Below are 19,189 nucleotides of genomic sequence, written 5' to 3' on the forward strand. Positions count from 1 at the left end.
GGTTTCAACTTCATCTGTAATAATAATTATTTTCATTTGCATTTGAAAATGACATACCGCCGAACCGCCTTGCGCAGCCCCGCCTCCCCCTCTTGCACCTTTGCGCCCACCGCGCTGGGCCTGGCGTGCCTGCTGGCCTGTGCGGCGGCGCAGGCCCAGGGCACAGGTGATGCAACCGCCACCTCGGCCCAGCTGGCCGACGTGACGGTGCGTGCCACCGCGCTGGAGGACGCGGCCGACCTGCAACTGCGCCGCCCGGTCAACGCAGGTGCACTGGGCGAGCGCAGTGCGCTGGAGACGCCCTACTCCAGCCGCGTGGTCACCGCCGAAACGATTGAACAGACAGCGCCCAACAAGCTGGGAGATCTGTTCTTTACCGATGCATCGGTGTCGGACAACAGCGCCAGCGTCGGGGCCTGGGCCAGCTACCTCACGGTGCGCGGGCTGGATCTGGACTGGCAGAACGCCTACCGCATCGATGGGCGCCCCTTCATCAGCTACGTGACCACGCTGCCCTACGAGCACATGGAACAGGTGGAGTTGCTCAAGGGCGCCACGGGCTTCATGTATGGCTTTGGCAGCCCCGGCGGCCTGGTGAACTATGTGACCAAGAAGCCGCCCGCCAGCGCCGCGGCGGCCGAGCGCAGCGTGGGCCTGGGCATCAACTCGAAGAGTCTGTGGCGCGCGCACGCAGACCTGGGCGGACGTGCAGGTGAGGAGGGCCGCTGGGGCTACCGCCTGAACGCCACACATGAGCAGGGCAGCACCTTCAACGACGGGCATCTGCGGCGCAACGCGGTATCCCTGGCGCTGGATGCACGGCTCACACGCGACCTGAGCTGGGAGTTCCAGTCGCTCTACCAGGATCGCCTCTCGCGCGATGCCGAGCCCACCATCACCACCGCATCCCTGGCGGGCACGCGGCTGCCTTCGCCCATCGCCAATGACAACGGCCGTCTGGTGGGGCCGGGCAACTTTGCAGACAACACGTTCCAATACGTCTCCACCGGCCTGAAGTACCAGATCGCACCCGACTGGCAACTGCGCAGCAGCTACAGCTACAGCGGCACGCGCACGCGGCGCAATGAAACGGTGCTGGACCTGCTGGACGCCGCAGGCAACTACCGCAACGACCGCTCGGATTATGGGGAGTCCTACCAGTTCCGGCACCTCGACGCGGTGCTGCAGGGGCGCCTTGTCACTGGCGGGTTGCAGCACCAGATCGTTGCCGGCGCCGCATGGCAGGAGCAGGCCAACGACTACTCTGCCAACGGGTTCTACGGCACCGTGGGCACCGGCAACCTGGGCAGCCAGAACACCCTGGGCTACATCAGCCAAGGCGATTTGGCGAGCCTGGGGCTGTTCCGCGCGGTAGAGGTCACGCAAAAGGCCGTGTTTGTGAGCGACACCATTGCGCTGTCTCCCCAGTGGTCTGTGCTGGCAGGCCTGCGCTACACCCACTACACGCAACGGGGGTTTGGCACCAACGGTGCAGAGACGTCGCGCTACAGCCAGTCGGGGGTGATCACGCCATCGCTGGCGCTGATGCACCACCTCACGCCGCAGACCATGGCCTATGCCAGCTTTGTCGAAGCCCTGCAGCCCGGCACCTCGGTGAGCAACCCGGCCTACACCAACTATGGAGCCTTGCTGGACCCGCTCAAGAGCCGCCAGTATGAGGTGGGCATCAAGACCGAACAGGCCAGCTGGGCGGCCACAGCGGCGCTGTTCCGCATCGAGAAGAAGGCAGAGTACGTAGCGGTGAACGGCGGCGCCAGCACCGTGGTGCAGGACGGTCAGTCCACCTTTCAGGGTCTGGAGCTGGGCGCTACGGCGCGCCTGGGTGCCCAATGGCGCCTGGGTGGCAGCCTGATGCTGCTGGACAGCGAGTACGGACGGGGCAACGCCCACACCGGCAATCGCGTGGTGGGCGCCCCCAAGACCGTGGCCACGGCCCAGCTGGCTTACCGGGTGGCGCAAGTGCCTGGGCTGCAACTGACTGCGGGCATCAAGCACACGGGCAACACACCGCTGCGCCCCTCGGGTGAACTGAGCACGCCCGCCTTCACGCTGCTGAACCTGGGCGCCACCTACGACACGCTGATGGGCGGCTATGCCACCACCTGGCGCGCGTCCATCAACAACGCAGCGGACAAAAAATACTGGCTTTACCAGTACGCCAACTACGTGAAGGCGGGCGATCCGCGCACCTTCAACCTGAGCGCCACCGTGCGGTTCTGACAGCGCGCGCAAGGCTTACCCCAGGCGCACCGGCACAAAGATCTTGTTGCCGTCGCGCGTGATCAGCAGCGCCACCGACTTGCCTGCCTTGGCCATAGCCGCGCGCACCTGCTCGATGTTCTTGGCGGGTGCGCCGTTGATGGCCAGCAGCACATCGCCCGGCTGCACCCCGGCGGCCGCAGCGGGGCCGCGCGCCTGCTCGATCACCAGGCCCTCGCTCACGCCCACCTCCTGGCGCTCCTCGCGCTCCAGCGGGCGCAGCGACAGGCCCAGTTGGCCCTTGCCCACGGCACCGTCATTGCGCGCCTGTTTGATGGCCTTGTCGCTGGCGTCACCCAGCGTGGCGGTCAGCTCCACGGGCTTGCCCTGGCGCCACACCGACAGTTTGGCCTGCTGCCCGGGCTGCGCCTGGCCCACCCAGGCGGGCAGATCGCCCGAGGCCACAATGGGCTGGCCGTCCACCTGGCGGATCACGTCACCAGCCTGGAGGCCGGCCTTCTCGGCCGGGCTGCCCTTGCTGACGCTGGCCACCAGCGCGCCTTCGGGCTTGTCGAGGTTGAACGACTCGGCAAATGCCTGGTTCACCTCCTGCACCGCCACGCCCAGTTGCGCATGGCGCACCTTGCCCGTGGCAACGATCTGGTCCTTGATCTTGGCGGCCAGCTCGATGGGGATGGAGAAGGACAACCCCTGGTAGCCGCCCGAGCGGCTGTAGATCTGCGAGTTGATGCCCACCACCTCGCCGCGCGCATTGAACAGCGGCCCACCCGAGTTGCCGGGGTTCACCGCCACGTCGGTCTGGATGAAGGGCACCAGGCTGTCGTCGGGCAGCGAGCGGCCCTTGGCGCTGACCACACCGGCCGTCACGCTGTTTTCAAAGCCGAAGGGCGAGCCGATGGCCAGCACCCATTCGCCCACCTGCAGGTCGCGCGTGCTGCCCAAGCGCACCGTGGGCAGATCCTTGGCGTCGATCTTGAGCACGGCCACGTCGGTCTTGGGATCAGCGCCCAGCACCTTGGCGCGGAACTCGCGGCGATCGGTGAGCTTGACGGTGACATCGCTCGCGCCCTTGACCACATGGGCGTTGGTCAGCACCAGGCCGTCAGGGCTGACGATGAAGCCGGAGCCCTGGCCGTGCGTGGGCACGTTGGGCTGGGCCTGGGGGCCCGCACCGCCCGGAAAGCCGAACTGGCGGAAAAATTGGTAGAACGGATCGTTCGGGTCCATCTGCGGGCCCCGGCCCTGGTGCGCGGCGGGCTGGCCTTCGTCTTCGCCGTCGTCATCGGCCATCGCGGTCTTGGTGCTGCCCGTCACGCTGATGTTGACCACCGCCGGGCCGTTCTGCGCGGTGATCTGTGCAAAGCTGGGCAGCGCGCCGCCGGGGGCGGCCGGGGCCTGCGCCACGATGGCAGGAGGCGGGGTCAAGGCGCGGGCCTGGTGCCCGGTGATGAGGCCCGCGCCCATGGCGCCCACTGCACCGGCGGCCACCAGGGCCAGGATGAGGCGGCGGGGGGCGGAAATCAGCGTGGTCGTGTTCATGGTGGTATGCCTTTTCCATCGGAGTTGCGATGGAAGGCAGTGTGGGCACGCACGCTTAGACGAAACTTAGGCGCGACGAAGGCGGCGTCGCACCGGACCGGCTGGCTGCAGGCTAAGCAGCCCCGCGCCCTTTCTGGCTCTCGAAGTAGACCACCTTGCGCGCGCGCATCACGTCGCCCAGCGGGCGGTGCGCAGCCAGGGCCTGCCAGGGGTCGAACACGGCAGCTTCGACCTGCGCGGCCAGTGTGGGGTCGGCTGCTGGATCTTGGCGGGGCAAGGTCAGCCGGGCCACAGTGGTGTAGGGCGTGGGCCAGTCCACGCTGGCGTCTTCAATGGGGGTGGTGGCTTCGTCCACAAAGGGCTGCAGTTGCAGGTCCCACACCAGATCCTGCTGGCGCAGGCGGGCCGAAAACTCGGCGTTCCAGTCGTCCTGCACCTGGGTGACCGGCGCGCCGTTGGAGGCATGGGGCACCAGGCGGACACGCACCGCATACGGCCCGCACGCAATGGGCGCCGCACTGTGCACGGCATGTGCAGCAAAGCCGCCGAAGGGTCGGCCGAAAGTCTTGACCGTCTTGGCGATCTGCCTGGCGGCCCCCAGCAGCCCGTGGCGCCGCACCAGGAACTTGATCAGCGCGCCGCCCCCATGCGATGCCGCCACCACAAAGTCCACAAACTCGCCACTCTGGGGAAAGGCAAACTTCTCCTGGTTGATGAGCAGAAAGTCCTGGCTTTTGGCGGGCCCGTTGCCCAGGGCGGAATCGCCCTGCACGCCCAGCACACTGAAGGCAAAGCCCCGGATGTCCGGCTTGCGGTCGGAGGTGGTGTCCATGCCACCGTTGCTCAGCCGCACCCGCACTTCGTACGACCCGGGCTGGGCAAACAGCCCCTGGGCCGCAAACGCGGGCAGATCGCCCAGCACCTCCAGCTGGCCCCGGGCGGCCGTAAGCTGCTTGCGGTGCAGGCCCCGCCCCTTGCCGTATTTTTGCGACTTGCGTGCCTGCAACTCGGCAAACTGGCGCGCATACCCGGCAAAGCGCTGCGCTTCATCGGGAGCCACCACTTCTTTCCAGCCGGTGCTGGGGGTGTAGCGTGTGTCCATGGGCCACCTCTCGTTTGAAAGCCAGCGCGCATGGTAGCGCGCCGCACCCCAAACCGGCACCCCTTCAGCCAATCCGCTACGGGCTCAAAAATCGGTACACGATGGCCCCCTGCACCTCCTCGCCGGGTGCGAGCCACCGCACCGGAAAGGCGCGGTGGTTGGGCGCATCGGGGTACTCCATGGGCTCCAGGCAGATGCCGTCGCCCGGCTGCCAGAGCCAGCCACCCGGTCCTTCCCCACGCCCCAGGTCCCGCGCGGGGTCTGCCTTGAGGCCATGGCCTGCGTACACCTGCACGCCGGGCGCGGTGCTCCAGACCTCCATGGCGCGGCCACTCACCGGCTCGCTGAGCAGCGCGGCCAGGCGCAGGCCGGGTGGGGTGGTGGATGCAGCCGGGGCGGCGCGGGATGTGCCCGGTTCATCCAGCACGAGGTAATGGTCCAGCCCACCGGCCAAGGCCAGTTGCTCATGGGGCGTTGCGATGGCATCCGCCACACGGCGGGCCTGGCGGAAGTCGAACGGCGTGCCCGGCACACCTGCCAGCGCGCCGGTTGGGCACACATCGGCGGCCAGTGGCACATAGCGGCTGGCTGGCACCTGCAGGCTGTGGCCGTGGGTGCTGCCCCTGCCGGCCAGATTGAAGAACGCATGTCCCGTCAGGTTGAGCACCGTGGGCGCACGCAAGGCCTGGGCCGTCCAGGCCATGTGCAGCGCGTTGTCGGCCGTGACTTGCAGGTGCAGCTGCACATGCACATCACCCGGTACACCGTCGTCTTCGGTGCGAAAAGTGTGGCTCAGGGTGAGCGCATCGGCCTGCACGCCATCCACCGCAAACACCTGAAAGCGGCTGCCGCGCGGCCCACCGTGGTGGTGGTGTGGGCCGCTGTTGGTGGGCAGCTGCAGGTGTGAGCCATCGGACAGGGTGAGCGTGCCTGCACGCAACCGCCCGGCCCAGCGCCCGATCAATGCGCCCATGGAGAGTTGACCATCCAGATAGCCTTGCAGGCTGTCATAGCCCAGGGCCACATCGACCAGACCGCCCTGCCCATCAGGCACCGCCACCTGCACCAGGCGGGCTCCGTAGTTGCTCACAGCCACCTGCAAGCCGCCCGTGCCGTGCAGGGTAAACAAATCGGTGCGCTGGCCATGCAGGTCGCGCTGGAATGCCTCGCGGGAGAGTGTGTAAGCCATGCGCCGAGTCTATTTCGTGGGGCTGGCTGCGTCGCGCGTGACCAGCCAGATGCCCCCGCACACCAGCACCAGGGCCAGCAGGTTCTTCCACTCCAGCAGCGCTTCGCCCAGGAACAGTGCTGACAGCGCCGCGCCAAAGATCGGCACCGTGAAGTTGAACACCGTGACCTGGCTCACGCGGTTGTGCTTGAGCAAGATGCTCCACAGCGAGAAAGCGGCCGACGACAGCAGCGCCAGGTACACCAGCAGCAAGGCCGAGCCCCAGGTGAAGCCCGTGAGCGCGCCGCCCAGGCCCCAACCGATGGCCAACAGCGCCGCGCCGCCGATGCTCAGCTGCCACCCCGTCATCACCACCGAGTCCATGCGCTGCGACACCTGCTTGCCGTAGATGCTGGCCGCAGCCAGCACCAACGCAGCGATCACCACAAAGCCTTCGCCCAGCAGCGTGAAGTCCAGGTCCAGCGTGCCGCGCCCCAGGTTCACCACCATCACGCCCGCAAAGCCCACCAGGCAGCCCCACAGCTTGGCGTGGCTCAGGCGGTCGTTGTGGTAGACCCAGTGCGCAAGCAGCACGCTGAAAAACGTACCGGTGGCATTCATGATGGAGCCCTTGACGCCCGTGGTGTACGCGAGGCCCACGTAGAAAAAAACGTACTGCAGCGTGGTCTGCGCCAGGCCCAACACCACCAGCTGCCGCCCGGCCATAAAGCCCAGCCCCCCGATGGCCTTGCGCGTAGCTGCTGCCCAGGCCAGCAGGATCAGCCCCGCGCCCAGAAAGCGCCAGCCTGCAAACACCAGCTGCGTGGGAATGTCATTGCGGGCGATGCCGAACCAGGCGTAGCCGGTCTTGATAGCAGGGTAGGAGCTGCCCCAGAGCAGGCAACACAGCAGCGCCAGCGCGATGACGACCCTGGGGTCGGAAAAACGGGGATGTCCCATGTGAGTTCTTGGTTTCTCTAGTGAAACAGCCCGTGCAAAGACGGGCTGTGAGGGGGAGGTTTGCAGCCCCAGGACGCAGCCTGCAAGGCCACCGTTTCAGTGATCCGTTGCGCTACGCGCCACCACCAACGCATGCGAAGGGCGCGGCCCAGGCGAGGGCAGCCGCGCAAGGGCCGCCCCACCGCGGATGCGGCGCTTTGCTTGTGTGCGCTGGCTGCGTCCCCCTACCGTGGCGCGCAGCGCGTAGATAGAGGGGGAAGGCGCGAAGCGACTCAGGGGGTGTCACTTCAGGTCACCGGTGCGGGGTTGAACAGCACCAGCGCGTTGTGCAGCTTCCACTGCTCCGCCCAGGTCTTCTTGCGGCCGCTGGCCACGTCGAGCAGCAGGTGGAACATCTCCCAGCCCAGCTCTTCGATGGTGGCCTCGCCGTCGGCGATCTTGCCCGCGTTGATGTCCATCAGGTCATGCCAGCGGCGGGCCAGGTCGGTGCGCGTGGCCACCTTGACCACCGGGCATTCGGCCAGGCCATAGGGCGTGCCCCGGCCGGTGGTGAACACATGCAGGTTCATGCCCGCAGCCAGCTGCAGCGTGCCGCAGATGAAGTCGCTGGCGGGCGTGGCGGCGTACACCAGGCCGCGCTGGTCGCGGCGCAGTTTCTCGCCCGGGGCCAGCACGTGCGCGATGGGCGCGGTGCCGCTCTTGATGATGGAGCCCATGGCCTTCTCGGCGATGTTGGACAGGCCGCCCGCCTTGTTGCCCGGCGTGGTGTTGGCCGCGCGGTCCACGCGGCCGCGGTCCAGGTAGCGGTCGTACCAGCCCAGTTCGCGAACGATGGCATCGGCCACCTCGGGCTTGGCGGCGCGGCTGGTGAGCTGCTCCACGGCGTCGCGCACCTCGGTGTTCTCGCTGAACATCACCGTGGCGCCCGCGCGCACCAGCAGGTCGGCGCAGAAGCCCACGGCCGGGTTGGCGGTGACGCCCGAGAACGCGTCGCTGCCACCGCACTGCACACCCAGCACCAGCTCGCTGGCAGGGATGGTCTCGCGGCGGCGCGCATTCAGGCGCTCCAGGTGGGGCCGCGCGCTTTGCACAATGTGGTCGAGCATGGACATGAAGCCCACATGCTCGTCGGCCTGCAGGCACACCGTCTCGGGGCCCAGCGCCGCGTCGCGCTCGTCGGTGATGGGAAAGCTGCCCGGGGGCAGCAGGCGGTCGGGCTGCAGCTTTTCGCAACCCAGGCTCACCACCATGACCTCGCCGCCAAAGTTGGGGTTGAGGCTGATGTTGCGCAGTGTGCGGATGGGGATGATGGCATCGGGTGCATCAATGGCCACGCCGCAGCCGTAGGTGTGCTCCAGGCCGATCACATCGTCCACATGGGGAAACAAAGGCAACAGCTCGGCCTTGATGCGGCGCACGGCCTGCGCCACCACACCGGCCACACACTGCACGGTGGTGGTGATGGCCAGGATGTTGCGCGTGCCCACCGAGCCATCGGCGTTGCGATAGCCCTCGAAGGTGTAGCCCGTCAGGGGTTCAAGCACCGGCGGTTGCACCGTGGCCATGGGCAGCCCCTCCAGCGCGCGGGCCGATGGCATCTGCAGCAGGCGCTCGTGCACCCAGCTTCCCGCCGGGATGTCTTTCAGCGCATAGCCAATGGGCACGTTGTAGCGGCGCACCACGCCGCCTTCGGGAATGTCCACGAGTGCCACCTTGTGGCCCTGGGGCACCTTGTCGCGAAGGGCCATGCCTGCGCCGGGCACACTGGCAGGCAGCACGGTGCCAACGGGCAGGCCGCCGTCGTTGGCCACAATGGCCACGTTGTCCTCCGCATGCATGCGGATGGTGAGAGGTAGAGACATCAGGGGGTCCGTTGGGTGGGGGCGCTGTTCGGCATCCGGTTCAACCGCCAGCCTTGAGCACCAGATCGGGCAGCCACATCGAGAACGATGGTACGTAGGTCACCAGCATCAAGGCGACGATGAGCGCGCCATAGAACGGCCAGATCGTGCGCATGACCGACCCCACGGAAATGCCCGCAATCGTGCACCCCAGGAACTGGGTGGTCCCCACCGGCGGTGTGTTGAGGCCCAGCGCGCAGTTGATCAGGATCACGATGCCAAACTGTTCTGTGGTCATGCCGAACTGCTGGCAAATCGGCAGAAAAATGGGGGTGCAGATCAGGATGGTTGCGGCCATGTCCAGGAACGTCCCGAGGATGAACAGGATCAGGTTCACGCACAGGAAAATGACCCACGGGGTGGTGCTCATGGAACGCAGCGCCTCCGCAGTCAGCTCGGCCACGCCATACAGGCCGATCAGGTAGCCGAACATGGACGAGATGCCGATCAGGAGCAGAACGGTGCCTGTGGTTTTGACCGCCTTGGCCGCAGCCTTGAGGAACTGGTCCTTTGTCAGGCGGCGGTACACCAGCGCGGACAGAAACAGCGCCCACAACACGGCAACCGCCGCAGACTCCGTTGCCGTGAAAGCACCAGAGAGGATGCCCGCAATGATGATGAAGACCACGGCCAGCCCCGGCACAGAGGCCTTGAAGGAGATCCACACGATCTCCCAGCCAGGGAATTTTCCTGCGGGGTATCCGCGCTTGACGGCCACCAGGTAGGCCGCGAGCAGGTTGCAAATGGTGAGCAAAAGGGCAGGCACGATGCCCGCAAGAATCAGCGCGGCGATGCTCACCTTGCCACCAGCAGCGAGCGCAAAGATGATGAGGTTGTGCGAGGTGGGCATGAGTGCCCCCACCAGCGATGCGTGGGTCGTCACGTTGACCGCGTAGTCCGCGTGGTAGCCCTCCTTCTTCATCTGGGGAATCAGTACAGCCCCCATGGCCGAAACGTCTGCCACTGGCGAACCCGACACTCCACCAAACAGGGTGCAGGCCACCACGTTGCTCATGCCCAGCCCGCCGCGCACATGCCCCACCAGGCTCTTGGCGAACGTGACGATGCGGTCGGCGATGCCGCCGTACATCATGATTTCGCCCGCAAAAATAAAGAAGGGGATCGCCAGAAACGAGAACGGGTTCATGCCCGAAATCATTTGCTGGAAGCCCACGGCCAGCGGCAACCCCTCGTAAAGAATGGTGGCCAGAGAAGACAGGCCGATAGAAAACGCCACGGGCACGCCCAGCAGCAGCAACAGCGTGAACGTCACGCACAGAATGGTCAATGCCATGATGAAAGTCTCACTAGGTCTCTGGGATCGGAACAGTCAGCTCAGTGCCAGGCGGGCTCGACTTCGGTGCCGCGCATCAGGGCAATGACGTGTTCCAGCGAAAACAGTGAGACCAGCACGCCAGCGATCGCTGGCGGCACGTACTTGAAGGCCTCGGAGATACCGAGGGTTGGAATTTTGTAACCCATGACCGACTCGGCCAACACACCGCAGTTCCAGGCCATCACCAGGCCAAAAACGAGCACCAGAAAGTGGATGAGAATTTCCATTTTCAGGCGGAGCCATTCGGGTGCCAGCACCAGGAACGACTCCAGGCCAATGTGCCCGGCATCCCGCACGCCCACCGCCATGCCGAGCATGGTCACATAGAGCACCAGCAGCACCGCACCGCTTTCTGCCCAGGTCGGTGTGTCATTGAAGATGTAGCGGCCAATGACCTGGTAAAGCACGGCCAGCACCAGCAGCACCATGCCGGCAACGCCGATTTGCAGGCACGTACGTGCAATCAATGCGCACATGCGCGAATACAGCTTGAACATTCAATTCACTCACATGCAGCCCGGCGGCGGCAGCGCCTGCCCGGGTTTTCACCGGGTTTGCGCTGACCACTCAGGGCCTGGGGGACTTCTTGGAACCGGTTCACGGTCTCGCCGGGGATCGCCGCGCGCCTCGGGAGACTGTGAACAGGTACTTACTTGACAGCATCAATGCGCTTGACCATGTCCTGCAGCTTGGGGTCCTTCAGGAACTTGTCGTACACAGGTTTCATCGCTGTCTTGAAAGGGGCTTTGTCCACTTCAATGATCTCGGCACCACCGGCCTTCACGATGGCCAGGGATTTCTCCTCGCGCTCATCCCACAGCTTGCGCATGTAGACAACCGACTCTTTGGCCGCCGTGCGAATCGCCTTTTGCTCATCGGCGCTGAGCTTGTCCCACACACGCTTGGAGAACAACAGAATCTCTGGTGCCATGGAGTGCTCGGTCTTGTTGAAGTACTTGGCCACTTCGAAGTGGCGCGAGCTTTCGTAGCTGGGGTAGTTGTTTTCGGCAGCGTCCACGAGACTGGTCTTCAGTGCGGTGTAGACCTCGCCAAACGGCATGGGTGTGGCATTGGCCCCCATGGCTTCGAGCAAGGACACCCACAGATCGCTTTGCTGCACACGCACCTTCAAGCCCTTGACATCGGCCAGCGTCTTGATCGGCCGCTTGGCTGTGTAGATGGAGCGGGCGCCGCTGTCATAGAACGCCAGGCCCACGAAGCCCTGGGTCTCACAGTCCTTCAGGATCTCGTCGCCGATGGCACCGTCGAGCACCTTGCGCATGTGTTCCTTGTCGCGGAACAGGAACGGCATGGTGGGCACCATGGTGGCAGGGCAGATGTTGTTCATGGGCGCAACGTTCACGCGCGTCATGGCAATCGCACCCAGCTTGGTCTGCTCGATGGTGTCCTTCTCGATGCCCAGGGAGCCCTTGGCATACACCTTGATGCTGTGCTTGCCCCCCGTGGCCTTGGACAGCGCTTCGCCCATGTGGCGCACGGCCAGCACGGTGGGGTAGTCCTCGGGGTGGATGTCCGACGAGCGGAATTCGGTGGCCTGCGCGGCCAGGCCGCCGAGCAGCAGGCCCGCAGCCAGAGCGACGCGGCCGAACAAATGGGGGATCTTCATGGTTGTCTCCTGGGTTGAACGTGTTGTGAATGGGGAGAGTTCCGAAGGCCTGTTGTCTTCAGGTGCTCCGGTAGGGTGTCTCTGGCAACCCCGCCACGCCGGGCCGGGTGGCAAAGATGGCGCCGCCGAGCGCCACGTCGTCGCCCTGGGGCTGCCCCGGGCGGATGGAAGTGATGAACAGCACATCCAGCCCCGGGCCGCCGAAGCTGCACATCGATGGCTTGCTGGTGGGCACGGCGATGGAGCGGTCCAGGCGGCCGTCGGGCGTGAAACGGTGCACCACACCGGCGTCGTTGCCACAGATCCAATAGCCGCCGTCGGCATCCACCGCACCGCCGTCGGGCCGACCGGGGAGCTCGCGCATGTCCACGAACAGCGAGCGCTCGCCCAACGTGCCATCGTCGTGCAGCGGAAGCTTCCAGATCTGCTGCACGCTCGGGTGGCTGTCGCTCAGGTACAGGGTCTTGCCATCGGGGCTGAAGCCCAGGCCGTTCTGCGTGACCAGGCCCTGCACCTGCGGTGCAGACAGGCCGCGCTGCGCATCCATGCGGTACAGGCTGCCAGCAGCCTGCGCGAGCGACATGTCGCGCACCATGGTGCCCGCCCAGAAACGACCCTGACGGTCGCAGCGCCCGTCGTTGAAGCGCATGCCGGGCTGGGGGTGGTCCACGCTGGCCAGCAGCGTGGCGGACAGCGTGCCGCCCACCTGGGGCTGCAGGTGGAACACGCCGGTGTCCATGCCCGCGATGAGGCCGCCCGCCGCATGCAGGGCGATGCAGGCAGGGCGCTCTGCGGTGTCCCAGCTTTGTACGCGCTGGTCCGCAAAGCTGAAGCGGTGCAGCTTGCGGCCTTCGATGTCCACCCAGTAGAGCGCCTGCTCAGCAGGACTCCACACCGGGCTTTCGCCCACCTGGTCGCGGTGGTCGGGCAGCAGCAGGTCCATCTGAAGCTTCATCGGCGCGCTCATTCGAAAGGACCGGTGCGAACAAAAGGACCGCCCTGGTAGATCACGGCAGGATCGGTCATGTCGGGGTGTGGGTCGGCGGCTTCGACCTTGGCGCGGAAGGGCTCGGAGCTGTCCTCGGGCCGATAGCCTATGTGGCGCGCCAGGGTGTTATCCCACCAGGTGGTGGTGTTGTCGCCCATGCCATAAATGATGCTGTGCCCCACCACGGGGGCGGTGAGGCTGGCAACGACGAGGCGCTCCAGGTCGTCGTAGCTCATCCAGGTGGCCAGCATGCGGCGATTGCGCGGCTCGGGAAAGGATGAGCCTATGCGCAGGCACACGGTTTCGATGCCGTAACGGTCGAAGTAGAAGCGCGAGAGATCTTCGCCAAACGCCTTGGACACGCCATAGAGCCCATCAGGGCGCGCCGGGTCGCGCAGGCCGACCACCTCGTCCTGGCGATAAAAACCCGTGACATGGTTGGAGCTGGCAAACACCACCCGCTTGACGCCCTGCTTGCGTGCTGCTTCATACAGGTTGTAGACGCCGACGATGTTGGCCTGCAGGATGGGTTCCCAGGCCTGCTCGGTGGACACGCCACCGAGGTGCACCACGGCATCGACGCCCTCCAGTAGGCCGAGCACAGCGCCCGCATCTTCAAGGCGTGCGGGGCGCAGCTCCTCTCCAGCGCCTTCATCGCCCAGGTTCGCGATGTCCGACAGGCGCAAGGTGGTGCAGTAGGCCTTCAGCCGGGTGCGCAGCTCCTGGCCCAGGCCTCCGGCTGCTCCGGTCAGCAGCAGGCGTTGAAAGCGGAGGGGCGTCGGATGGCAAGGCATGGCGGTTACAAAAGCAGAGGTTCTTGGTACAGTGGCAGCACATTTGTTGAACGTCATCAGTTGTCGTACAACGAAGTGCAATGTACTGCTTCTGCCCCCGGCGCCCCATAGGGATAACACCAAGAATGACCATTGACACCACCCTTCGCCGCAAGCCCCGCACCCTGGCCCTGGAGCTGGTGGAGTCCCTCGGAGACCGCATCCGGGACGGCCGCCTGGCACTGGGCGACAAGCTGCCCACGGAGGCGGCCATCATGGCCGAGTTCAGCGTCAGCCGCACCGTGGTGCGCGAGGCGATTTCCAAGCTGCAGGCCTCGGGCCTGGTGGAAACGCGGCACGGCATCGGCACCTTTGTGCTGGGGCTGGGCCAGGCGCCCGGCTTCAAGATCACGCCCGACCAGTTCAGCACCCTGCGCGATGTGATTGCCGTACTGGAGCTGCGCATTGGAGTGGAAACTGAAGCCGCCGCGCTGGCCGCGCAACGCCGCACCGAGGCCAACCTGAAAGCCATGCGCGAAGCGCTGGACGCCGTGGCCGCTGCCGTGGACGCGGGGCGCGACGCCGTGGCCTCGGACTTCCAGTTCCACCTGGAGATTGCCCGCGCCACGCAGAACAGCCACTTCGCCGAGCTGATGGGCACACTGGGCAGCATGATCATCCCGCGCGCCCGGCTGGCGGCCATGGACTCGGCCAATGACGAACGCCGGCAGTACTTGCGGCGCGTCAATGGCGAACACGAAAGCATCTACGACGCCATCGTGGGCCAGGACCCGGACGCCGCCCGCGCCGCCATGCGCACCCACCTGGCCAACAGCCGCGAGCGTCGGCGCCGTGCACAAGCAGAAGCCAGCTGAGCATGAACGGCCCGCACCGGCAGCTCCCCCCCGGATGCCACCAACACCCGCCCTGTACTGCTCGACGGGTGTTGGTGGCAGTGGTCCCATGAGTAGTTACCCGCAAGCGCCCTCTATCGTTTATGTTGTACGATGACATACAACAAAATTGCTCGTGAGCCGCGTGCGCAGCCCCCAGGTGCTGACGGGGATTGCGAGCACCGTGACACCCCACCCTGCGCGCCGGGTGCGCCTTGGCGCGCTACGGGCTTTGTTCTGATTCCATCAACCCACCACACACCACCACAGCCATGCATGCAAACCTGATTGGCGGCGCCTGGACCGACGGCGTCCGCACCTACCAGAACACCAACCCCTCCGACACGCGCGACGTGATCGGCGACTACGCCGTGGCCAGCCGCGAGCAGGCACTCGATGCCGTGGCCGCCGCACACGCGGCTTTCCCAGCATGGAGCCTGTCCACCCCACAGCAGCGTTTTGACATCCTCGATGCTGTGGGCAACGAGATCATCGCCCGCAAGGCCGAGCTGGGCGACCTGCTGGCCCGCGAAGAGGGCAAGACCCTGCCCGAAGCGATTGGCGAAGTGGGCCGCGCCGCCGCCATCTTCAAGTTCTTTGCTGGCGAGGCGCTGCGCCCCGGTGGCGAGATGATCCCGTCCGTGCGCCCTGGCGTGGGCATCGAGATCACACGCGAGCCGCTGGGCGTGATCGGCATCATCACGCCGTGGAACTTCCCCATCGCCATCCCGGCCTGGAAGATCGCGCCCGCATTGGCCTACGGCAACACCGTGGTGTTCAAGCCCGCCGAGGTGGTGCCGGGCTCTGCCTGGGCGCTGGCCGACATCCTGCACCGTGCGGGCCTGCCCGCTGGTGTGTTCAACTTGGTGATGGGCCGGGGTTCGGACGTGGGCGCCGTGCTGCTCGAAGACGAGCGCATTGCGGGCGTGAGCTTTACCGGCTCCGTCGGCACCGGTCAGCGCGTGGCAGCGGCCTGCGTGCCACGTGGCGCCAAGGTGCAGCTGGAGATGGGCGGCAAGAACCCGTTTGTGGTGCTGGACGACGCGGACCTGAACGTGGCCGTGGGCGCGGCCATCAACAGCGGCTTTTTCTCCACCGGCCAGCGCTGCACCGCCAGCAGTCGCGTGATCGTGACCGAGGGCATCCACGACCGCTTCGTGGCCGCCATGGTCGAGAAGATGAAGACCCTGAAGGTGGACGACGCCCGCAAGGCCGGCACCGACATCGGCCCCGTGGTGGACGACCGCCAACTCGCACAAGACCTGGAATACATAGCCATCGGCCAGCAGGAAGGCGCCAAGCTCACCTATGGCGGCGAAGCCCTGGAGAAGAACGCCGACGGCGCGCCCGGCTACTACCTGCGCCCCGCCCTGTTCACCGAAACCACGCCTGGCATGCGCATCAACCGCGAAGAAATCTTCGGCCCCGTGGTGAGCGTGTTGCGCGCCAAGAACTACGAAGAGGCGCTGGCCCTGGCCAACGACACGCCGTTTGGCCTGGCCAGCGGCATCGCCACCACCAGCCTCAAGCACGCCACGCACTTCAAGCGCCACGCGCAAGCCGGCATGGTGATGGTGAACCTGCCCACGGCGGGCGTGGACTACCACGTGCCCTTTGGCGGCCGCAGGGGCAGCAGCTACGGCCCGCGCGAGCAGGGGCGTTACGCGGCGGAGTTCTACACCACGGTGAAGACCGCGTACACGCAAGCGTGAAGCTGCCAGCCCGCAACCCACGGACAGGCGGCACAGTGGGTTGCTGAAAATATGAGGGAAAACAGGCCCTACCGCGCTAGCACATCGCGTCATTAGCTATATATTTGATAGCAAACAAAGCGCACTGGAACTATCTCCTGCTGGAGGGATAGTCCCTCCCCCATGCCCGCCTCAGTGCGGGACTGGATCCCCTCCGCTATCATCGCGCCCCATGTCCGCCTCCCGACGAACCTTTGCTGCGCTGCGCCTGTGGGTGCTGGCATGGTTTATGGCGTCGATGGGGGTGGCGATTGCGTCGCCGCTGGTGCACCCGCAATCTTTTGAAGTGATCTGCTCGGGCACGGGAGCCATCAAGCTGCTGGTGCAGACCGACGATGGCACGGTGGAGATGGGCGCCATGGGCATGGACTGCCCCTTGTGCTCCACCCCCAGCGCCCCGCCGCCCACACCGGTGGCCGCAGTGCTGCCACCCCATCCCCTGGCCCACGCGCTGCAGCCCGTCGAGGCCGCCCGCATCGCGGCCGCCACGGCCGCTCCACTGCCCGCACGCGGGCCGCCATCCCGCTCTTGATCTGAAGCCTGTTCGCAGCCCCGAAACCTGGTGGGCGGGCGCTGCGTGTTCCCTTTTTCCGTGGTTTTCCAGACGGCGTTGCCCTGCGTGTTCTCCACGCGGGCCTGGCGGCGCTGTCGCTTCAAGACAAGAGCGTTTTCATGTCCCGTTTCTCCTCTGCCTCGCGCAGCGCTGCGGCTTTCCCGCGCCTGCCTCTTTCTCCTCTCTGCATCGGTGTACTCGCCACCTGCGCGCTGGCCTCGGTGCCAGCCCATGCACAGACCCCCACCGCGCCCACGCTCAAGCCCGTGGATGTGGTGGACTCCGCCGCATCGCCCAATGGCAAGCTCAGCCTGGACACGCCCGTGGACACCGGCAGCCGCCTGGGCCTGACAGCACGCGAGAACCCCGCCTCTGTCTCCGTGGTGGACCGCGCCACCATCGACGCACGCGGCGCACAGGACACGCAGGAGATCCTGCGCGCCGTACCGGGCGTGGTGGCGCACAACGCGCCGGGCTCGATGGCCGCCCACTACCGGGGCTTCACCAGCAACTCGGTGGCGCAGCTCTACAACGGCATCAATCCGCAGTACGGCAGCGCCACGCGCGCGGTCGATAGCTGGATCTACGACCGCGTCGAGGCCATCGGCGGTGCGTCGAGTTTTCTGTACGGCTCGGGCGGCGTGGGCGGCTCCATCAACTACATCACCAAGACTGCCGAGCGCAGCGACTTTGCCGAAGCGCAGCTGCGCCTGGGCTCCTACGACATGAAGGAAGTGTCCGTGGGCCTGAACCGCCGCATCGCAGGCGGCGACGGCACTGCAGGCCCGGCCCACTACGCGCGCATCGACCTCAACCACCGCAACGCTGGCAGTTGGACCGAGGGCACGAAAACACAGTCCACGCAGCTCGCCACGTCGCTGCTGTCGGACCTGGGCGGTGGCATCAGCCACACGCTGGCCTACGAATACCAGAAGGACCATGTGGACCGGCCCTACTGGGGCACGCCGGTGCTGAACCCCGCCGTGGGCGCGCTGCATATCGACCCGGCCACGCGCTTCAAGAACTACAACAGCGCCGACGGCATGTACGAGCACCGCGTGCAGTGGCTGCGCTCGGTGGCGCAATGGCGCGTGTCCGATGCGCTGCAGCTCAAGAACACGTTCTACGTGTACGACGCGCTGCGCGACTACCGCAATGTCGAGATCTACACCTTCAACGCGAGCAACACCGCTATCACCCGCACGGCGCCCTATCTGCAACGCCACGACCAGACGCTGGTGGGCAACCGGCTGGAGGGCACCTACCAAGGCCAGCTCGCAGGCAGAAAGAGCGACTGGGCTTTTGGCCTCGATGTGAGCGTGAACAAGCAGACGCGTTTCCCGTTCGGCCCCTCGGTCACGGTGAGCACGGTCAACCCCTACCACTTTTCCACCGAGAACTTCTTCGACATTCCCGGCATGTCGCCAGCGCTCAACCCCGATAAGGACAACAAGATCACCAACACCGCGCTGTACCTGGAAAACCGCACCCTGGTGGCCTCCGGCGTAAACCTCATCGCCGCGCTGCGGCACGAGCGCATCGAGCTGGACCTGGTGAACCGCCGCGCCGTCACAGCCACCGCGCCCGCCACGTTCAGCCGCAGCTACAGCCCCACCACGGGCCGCCTGGGCGTGGTGTGGGACATTGCGCCCGGCGCCAACCTGTATGCGCAGGCGTCCAATGCGGCCGACCCGCCATCGGGCTCGCTGGCTTCAGCCTCGTTTGCCGACGTGCGCAACAACAGCGAGCTGACCACGGGCCGCCAGGTCGAGGTAGGCAGCAAGTTTGACTTCTGGGACGGCAAGGGCAGCGCCACGGTGGCGGCCTTTGACATCCGCCGCAAGAACATCGCATCGCAAGATACGTCCAACCCCAACCTCACGGTGCTGGTGGGCGAACAGTCGTCCAAGGGCATCGAGCTGTCGGCCGGCATCCGCCCCACGGCGCAGTGGCAGCTGCAGGGCAACCTGTCGCTGATCCGTGCGCGGTATGAAAACTTTGTGCAGGGCGGCGTTTCGCGCGCAGGCAATGTGCCGCAGCTGGTGCCGCAGCAAGTGGCCAACCTGTGGGCGTCGTATGCGATCACGCCGACCGTCACTGCCAGCGCGGGTGTGCGCCATGTGGGCAAGGTGTATGGCAATGCGGCCAACACCAAGTTCTGGCCGTCGTACACGCTGCTCGACCTGGGGCTTGCGTGGAAGGTCAACAAGACCACCACCCTGACGGGCCGCGTGCGCAACGCCACCGACCGCATCTACGCGGCCGAGACGCGCGACCAGGTCTACCTGGGCGCACCACGCACGCTGGACGTGACGCTGCACACCGCGTTCTGATCGACCACCGGCCGGAGCTTGTTG

At 66.1% G+C, this 19,189-nt stretch carries 15 protein-coding genes; 5 read left to right on the forward strand and 10 right to left on the reverse strand.

Features of this window, described 5'->3' with window-relative positions; all coding sequences use genetic code 11:
• Window positions 1-48 precede the first annotated feature (48 nt).
• A complete protein-coding gene (locus CBY09_RS20440) occupies window positions 49-2,241 on the forward strand; it encodes a TonB-dependent siderophore receptor (RefSeq protein ID WP_094291403.1) in 2,193 nt (730 codons plus the stop codon).
• A gap of 15 nt (window positions 2,242-2,256) precedes the next feature.
• On the opposite strand, the gene CBY09_RS20445 is transcribed toward CBY09_RS20440, so the two are convergent.
• From CBY09_RS20445 to CBY09_RS20490, 10 genes are all read right to left on the reverse strand, one after another.
• Window positions 2,257-3,780 carry a DegQ family serine endoprotease gene (locus CBY09_RS20445; RefSeq protein ID WP_094291404.1) on the reverse strand — a complete coding sequence of 508 codons (1,524 nt, stop codon included), beginning with the start codon at window positions 3,778-3,780 and terminating at the stop codon, window positions 2,257-2,259.
• Window positions 3,781-3,892: 112 nt separating this feature from the next.
• Window positions 3,893-4,882: a catalase family protein gene (locus tag CBY09_RS20450; protein WP_094291405.1), complete on the reverse strand. Its 990-nt coding sequence runs from the start codon at window positions 4,880-4,882 to the stop codon at window positions 3,893-3,895.
• A 76-nt stretch (window positions 4,883-4,958) separates the two neighbouring features.
• Complete coding sequence (locus CBY09_RS20455; protein WP_094291406.1) at window positions 4,959-6,071, reverse strand: aldose epimerase family protein; 1,113 nt, start codon at window positions 6,069-6,071, stop codon at window positions 4,959-4,961.
• A 9-nt stretch (window positions 6,072-6,080) separates the two neighbouring features.
• The gene (locus CBY09_RS20460) at window positions 6,081-7,010 is read right to left on the reverse strand and encodes a DMT family transporter (protein WP_094291407.1); all 930 of its coding nucleotides are present in this window, start codon (window positions 7,008-7,010) and stop codon (window positions 6,081-6,083) included.
• Window positions 7,011-7,297: 287 nt separating this feature from the next.
• A complete protein-coding gene (gene garD / locus CBY09_RS20465) occupies window positions 7,298-8,872 on the reverse strand; it encodes a galactarate dehydratase (protein WP_094291408.1) in 1,575 nt (524 codons plus the stop codon).
• 40 nt (window positions 8,873-8,912) lie between these two features.
• Window positions 8,913-10,205 (reverse strand): TRAP transporter large permease, encoded by a 1,293-nt coding sequence (locus CBY09_RS20470; protein WP_094291409.1) that lies wholly within the window; start codon window positions 10,203-10,205, stop codon window positions 8,913-8,915.
• Between the two features lie 41 nt (window positions 10,206-10,246).
• Window positions 10,247-10,744 (reverse strand): TRAP transporter small permease, encoded by a 498-nt coding sequence (locus tag CBY09_RS20475; RefSeq protein WP_420807467.1) that lies wholly within the window; start codon window positions 10,742-10,744, stop codon window positions 10,247-10,249.
• Window positions 10,745-10,896: 152 nt separating this feature from the next.
• The gene (locus CBY09_RS20480; protein WP_094291410.1) at window positions 10,897-11,874 is read right to left on the reverse strand and encodes a TRAP transporter substrate-binding protein; all 978 of its coding nucleotides are present in this window, start codon (window positions 11,872-11,874) and stop codon (window positions 10,897-10,899) included.
• A gap of 58 nt (window positions 11,875-11,932) precedes the next feature.
• Window positions 11,933-12,829 carry an SMP-30/gluconolactonase/LRE family protein gene (locus CBY09_RS20485; RefSeq protein ID WP_240515798.1) on the reverse strand — a complete coding sequence of 299 codons (897 nt, stop codon included), beginning with the start codon at window positions 12,827-12,829 and terminating at the stop codon, window positions 11,933-11,935.
• An 8-nt stretch (window positions 12,830-12,837) separates the two neighbouring features.
• On the reverse strand, window positions 12,838-13,656 hold the full coding sequence (locus CBY09_RS20490; protein ID WP_094291411.1) for an NAD-dependent epimerase/dehydratase family protein: 819 nt from the start codon (window positions 13,654-13,656) through the stop codon (window positions 12,838-12,840).
• A 125-nt stretch (window positions 13,657-13,781) separates the two neighbouring features.
• On the opposite strand from CBY09_RS20490, the gene CBY09_RS20495 reads away from it, so the two are divergent.
• The 4 genes from CBY09_RS20495 (at window position 13,782) to CBY09_RS20510 (ending at window position 19,165) form a co-directional block, all read left to right on the forward strand.
• A complete protein-coding gene (locus CBY09_RS20495) occupies window positions 13,782-14,510 on the forward strand; it encodes a FadR/GntR family transcriptional regulator (protein WP_094291412.1) in 729 nt (242 codons plus the stop codon).
• 290 nt (window positions 14,511-14,800) lie between these two features.
• Complete coding sequence (locus CBY09_RS20500; RefSeq protein ID WP_094291413.1) at window positions 14,801-16,240, forward strand: aldehyde dehydrogenase family protein; 1,440 nt, start codon at window positions 14,801-14,803, stop codon at window positions 16,238-16,240.
• Window positions 16,241-16,451: 211 nt separating this feature from the next.
• Window positions 16,452-16,811: a DUF2946 family protein gene (locus tag CBY09_RS20505; protein WP_094291414.1), complete on the forward strand. Its 360-nt coding sequence runs from the start codon at window positions 16,452-16,454 to the stop codon at window positions 16,809-16,811.
• Window positions 16,812-16,951: 140 nt separating this feature from the next.
• Window positions 16,952-19,165, forward strand: coding sequence for a TonB-dependent receptor (locus CBY09_RS20510; protein ID WP_094291415.1), 2,214 nt, complete (start codon window positions 16,952-16,954; stop codon window positions 19,163-19,165).
• The last annotated feature ends 24 nt before the right edge of the window (window positions 19,166-19,189 follow it).

Source organism: Acidovorax kalamii (assembly GCF_002245625.1).
GTDB lineage: Bacteria > Pseudomonadota > Gammaproteobacteria > Burkholderiales > Burkholderiaceae_C > Acidovorax > Acidovorax kalamii.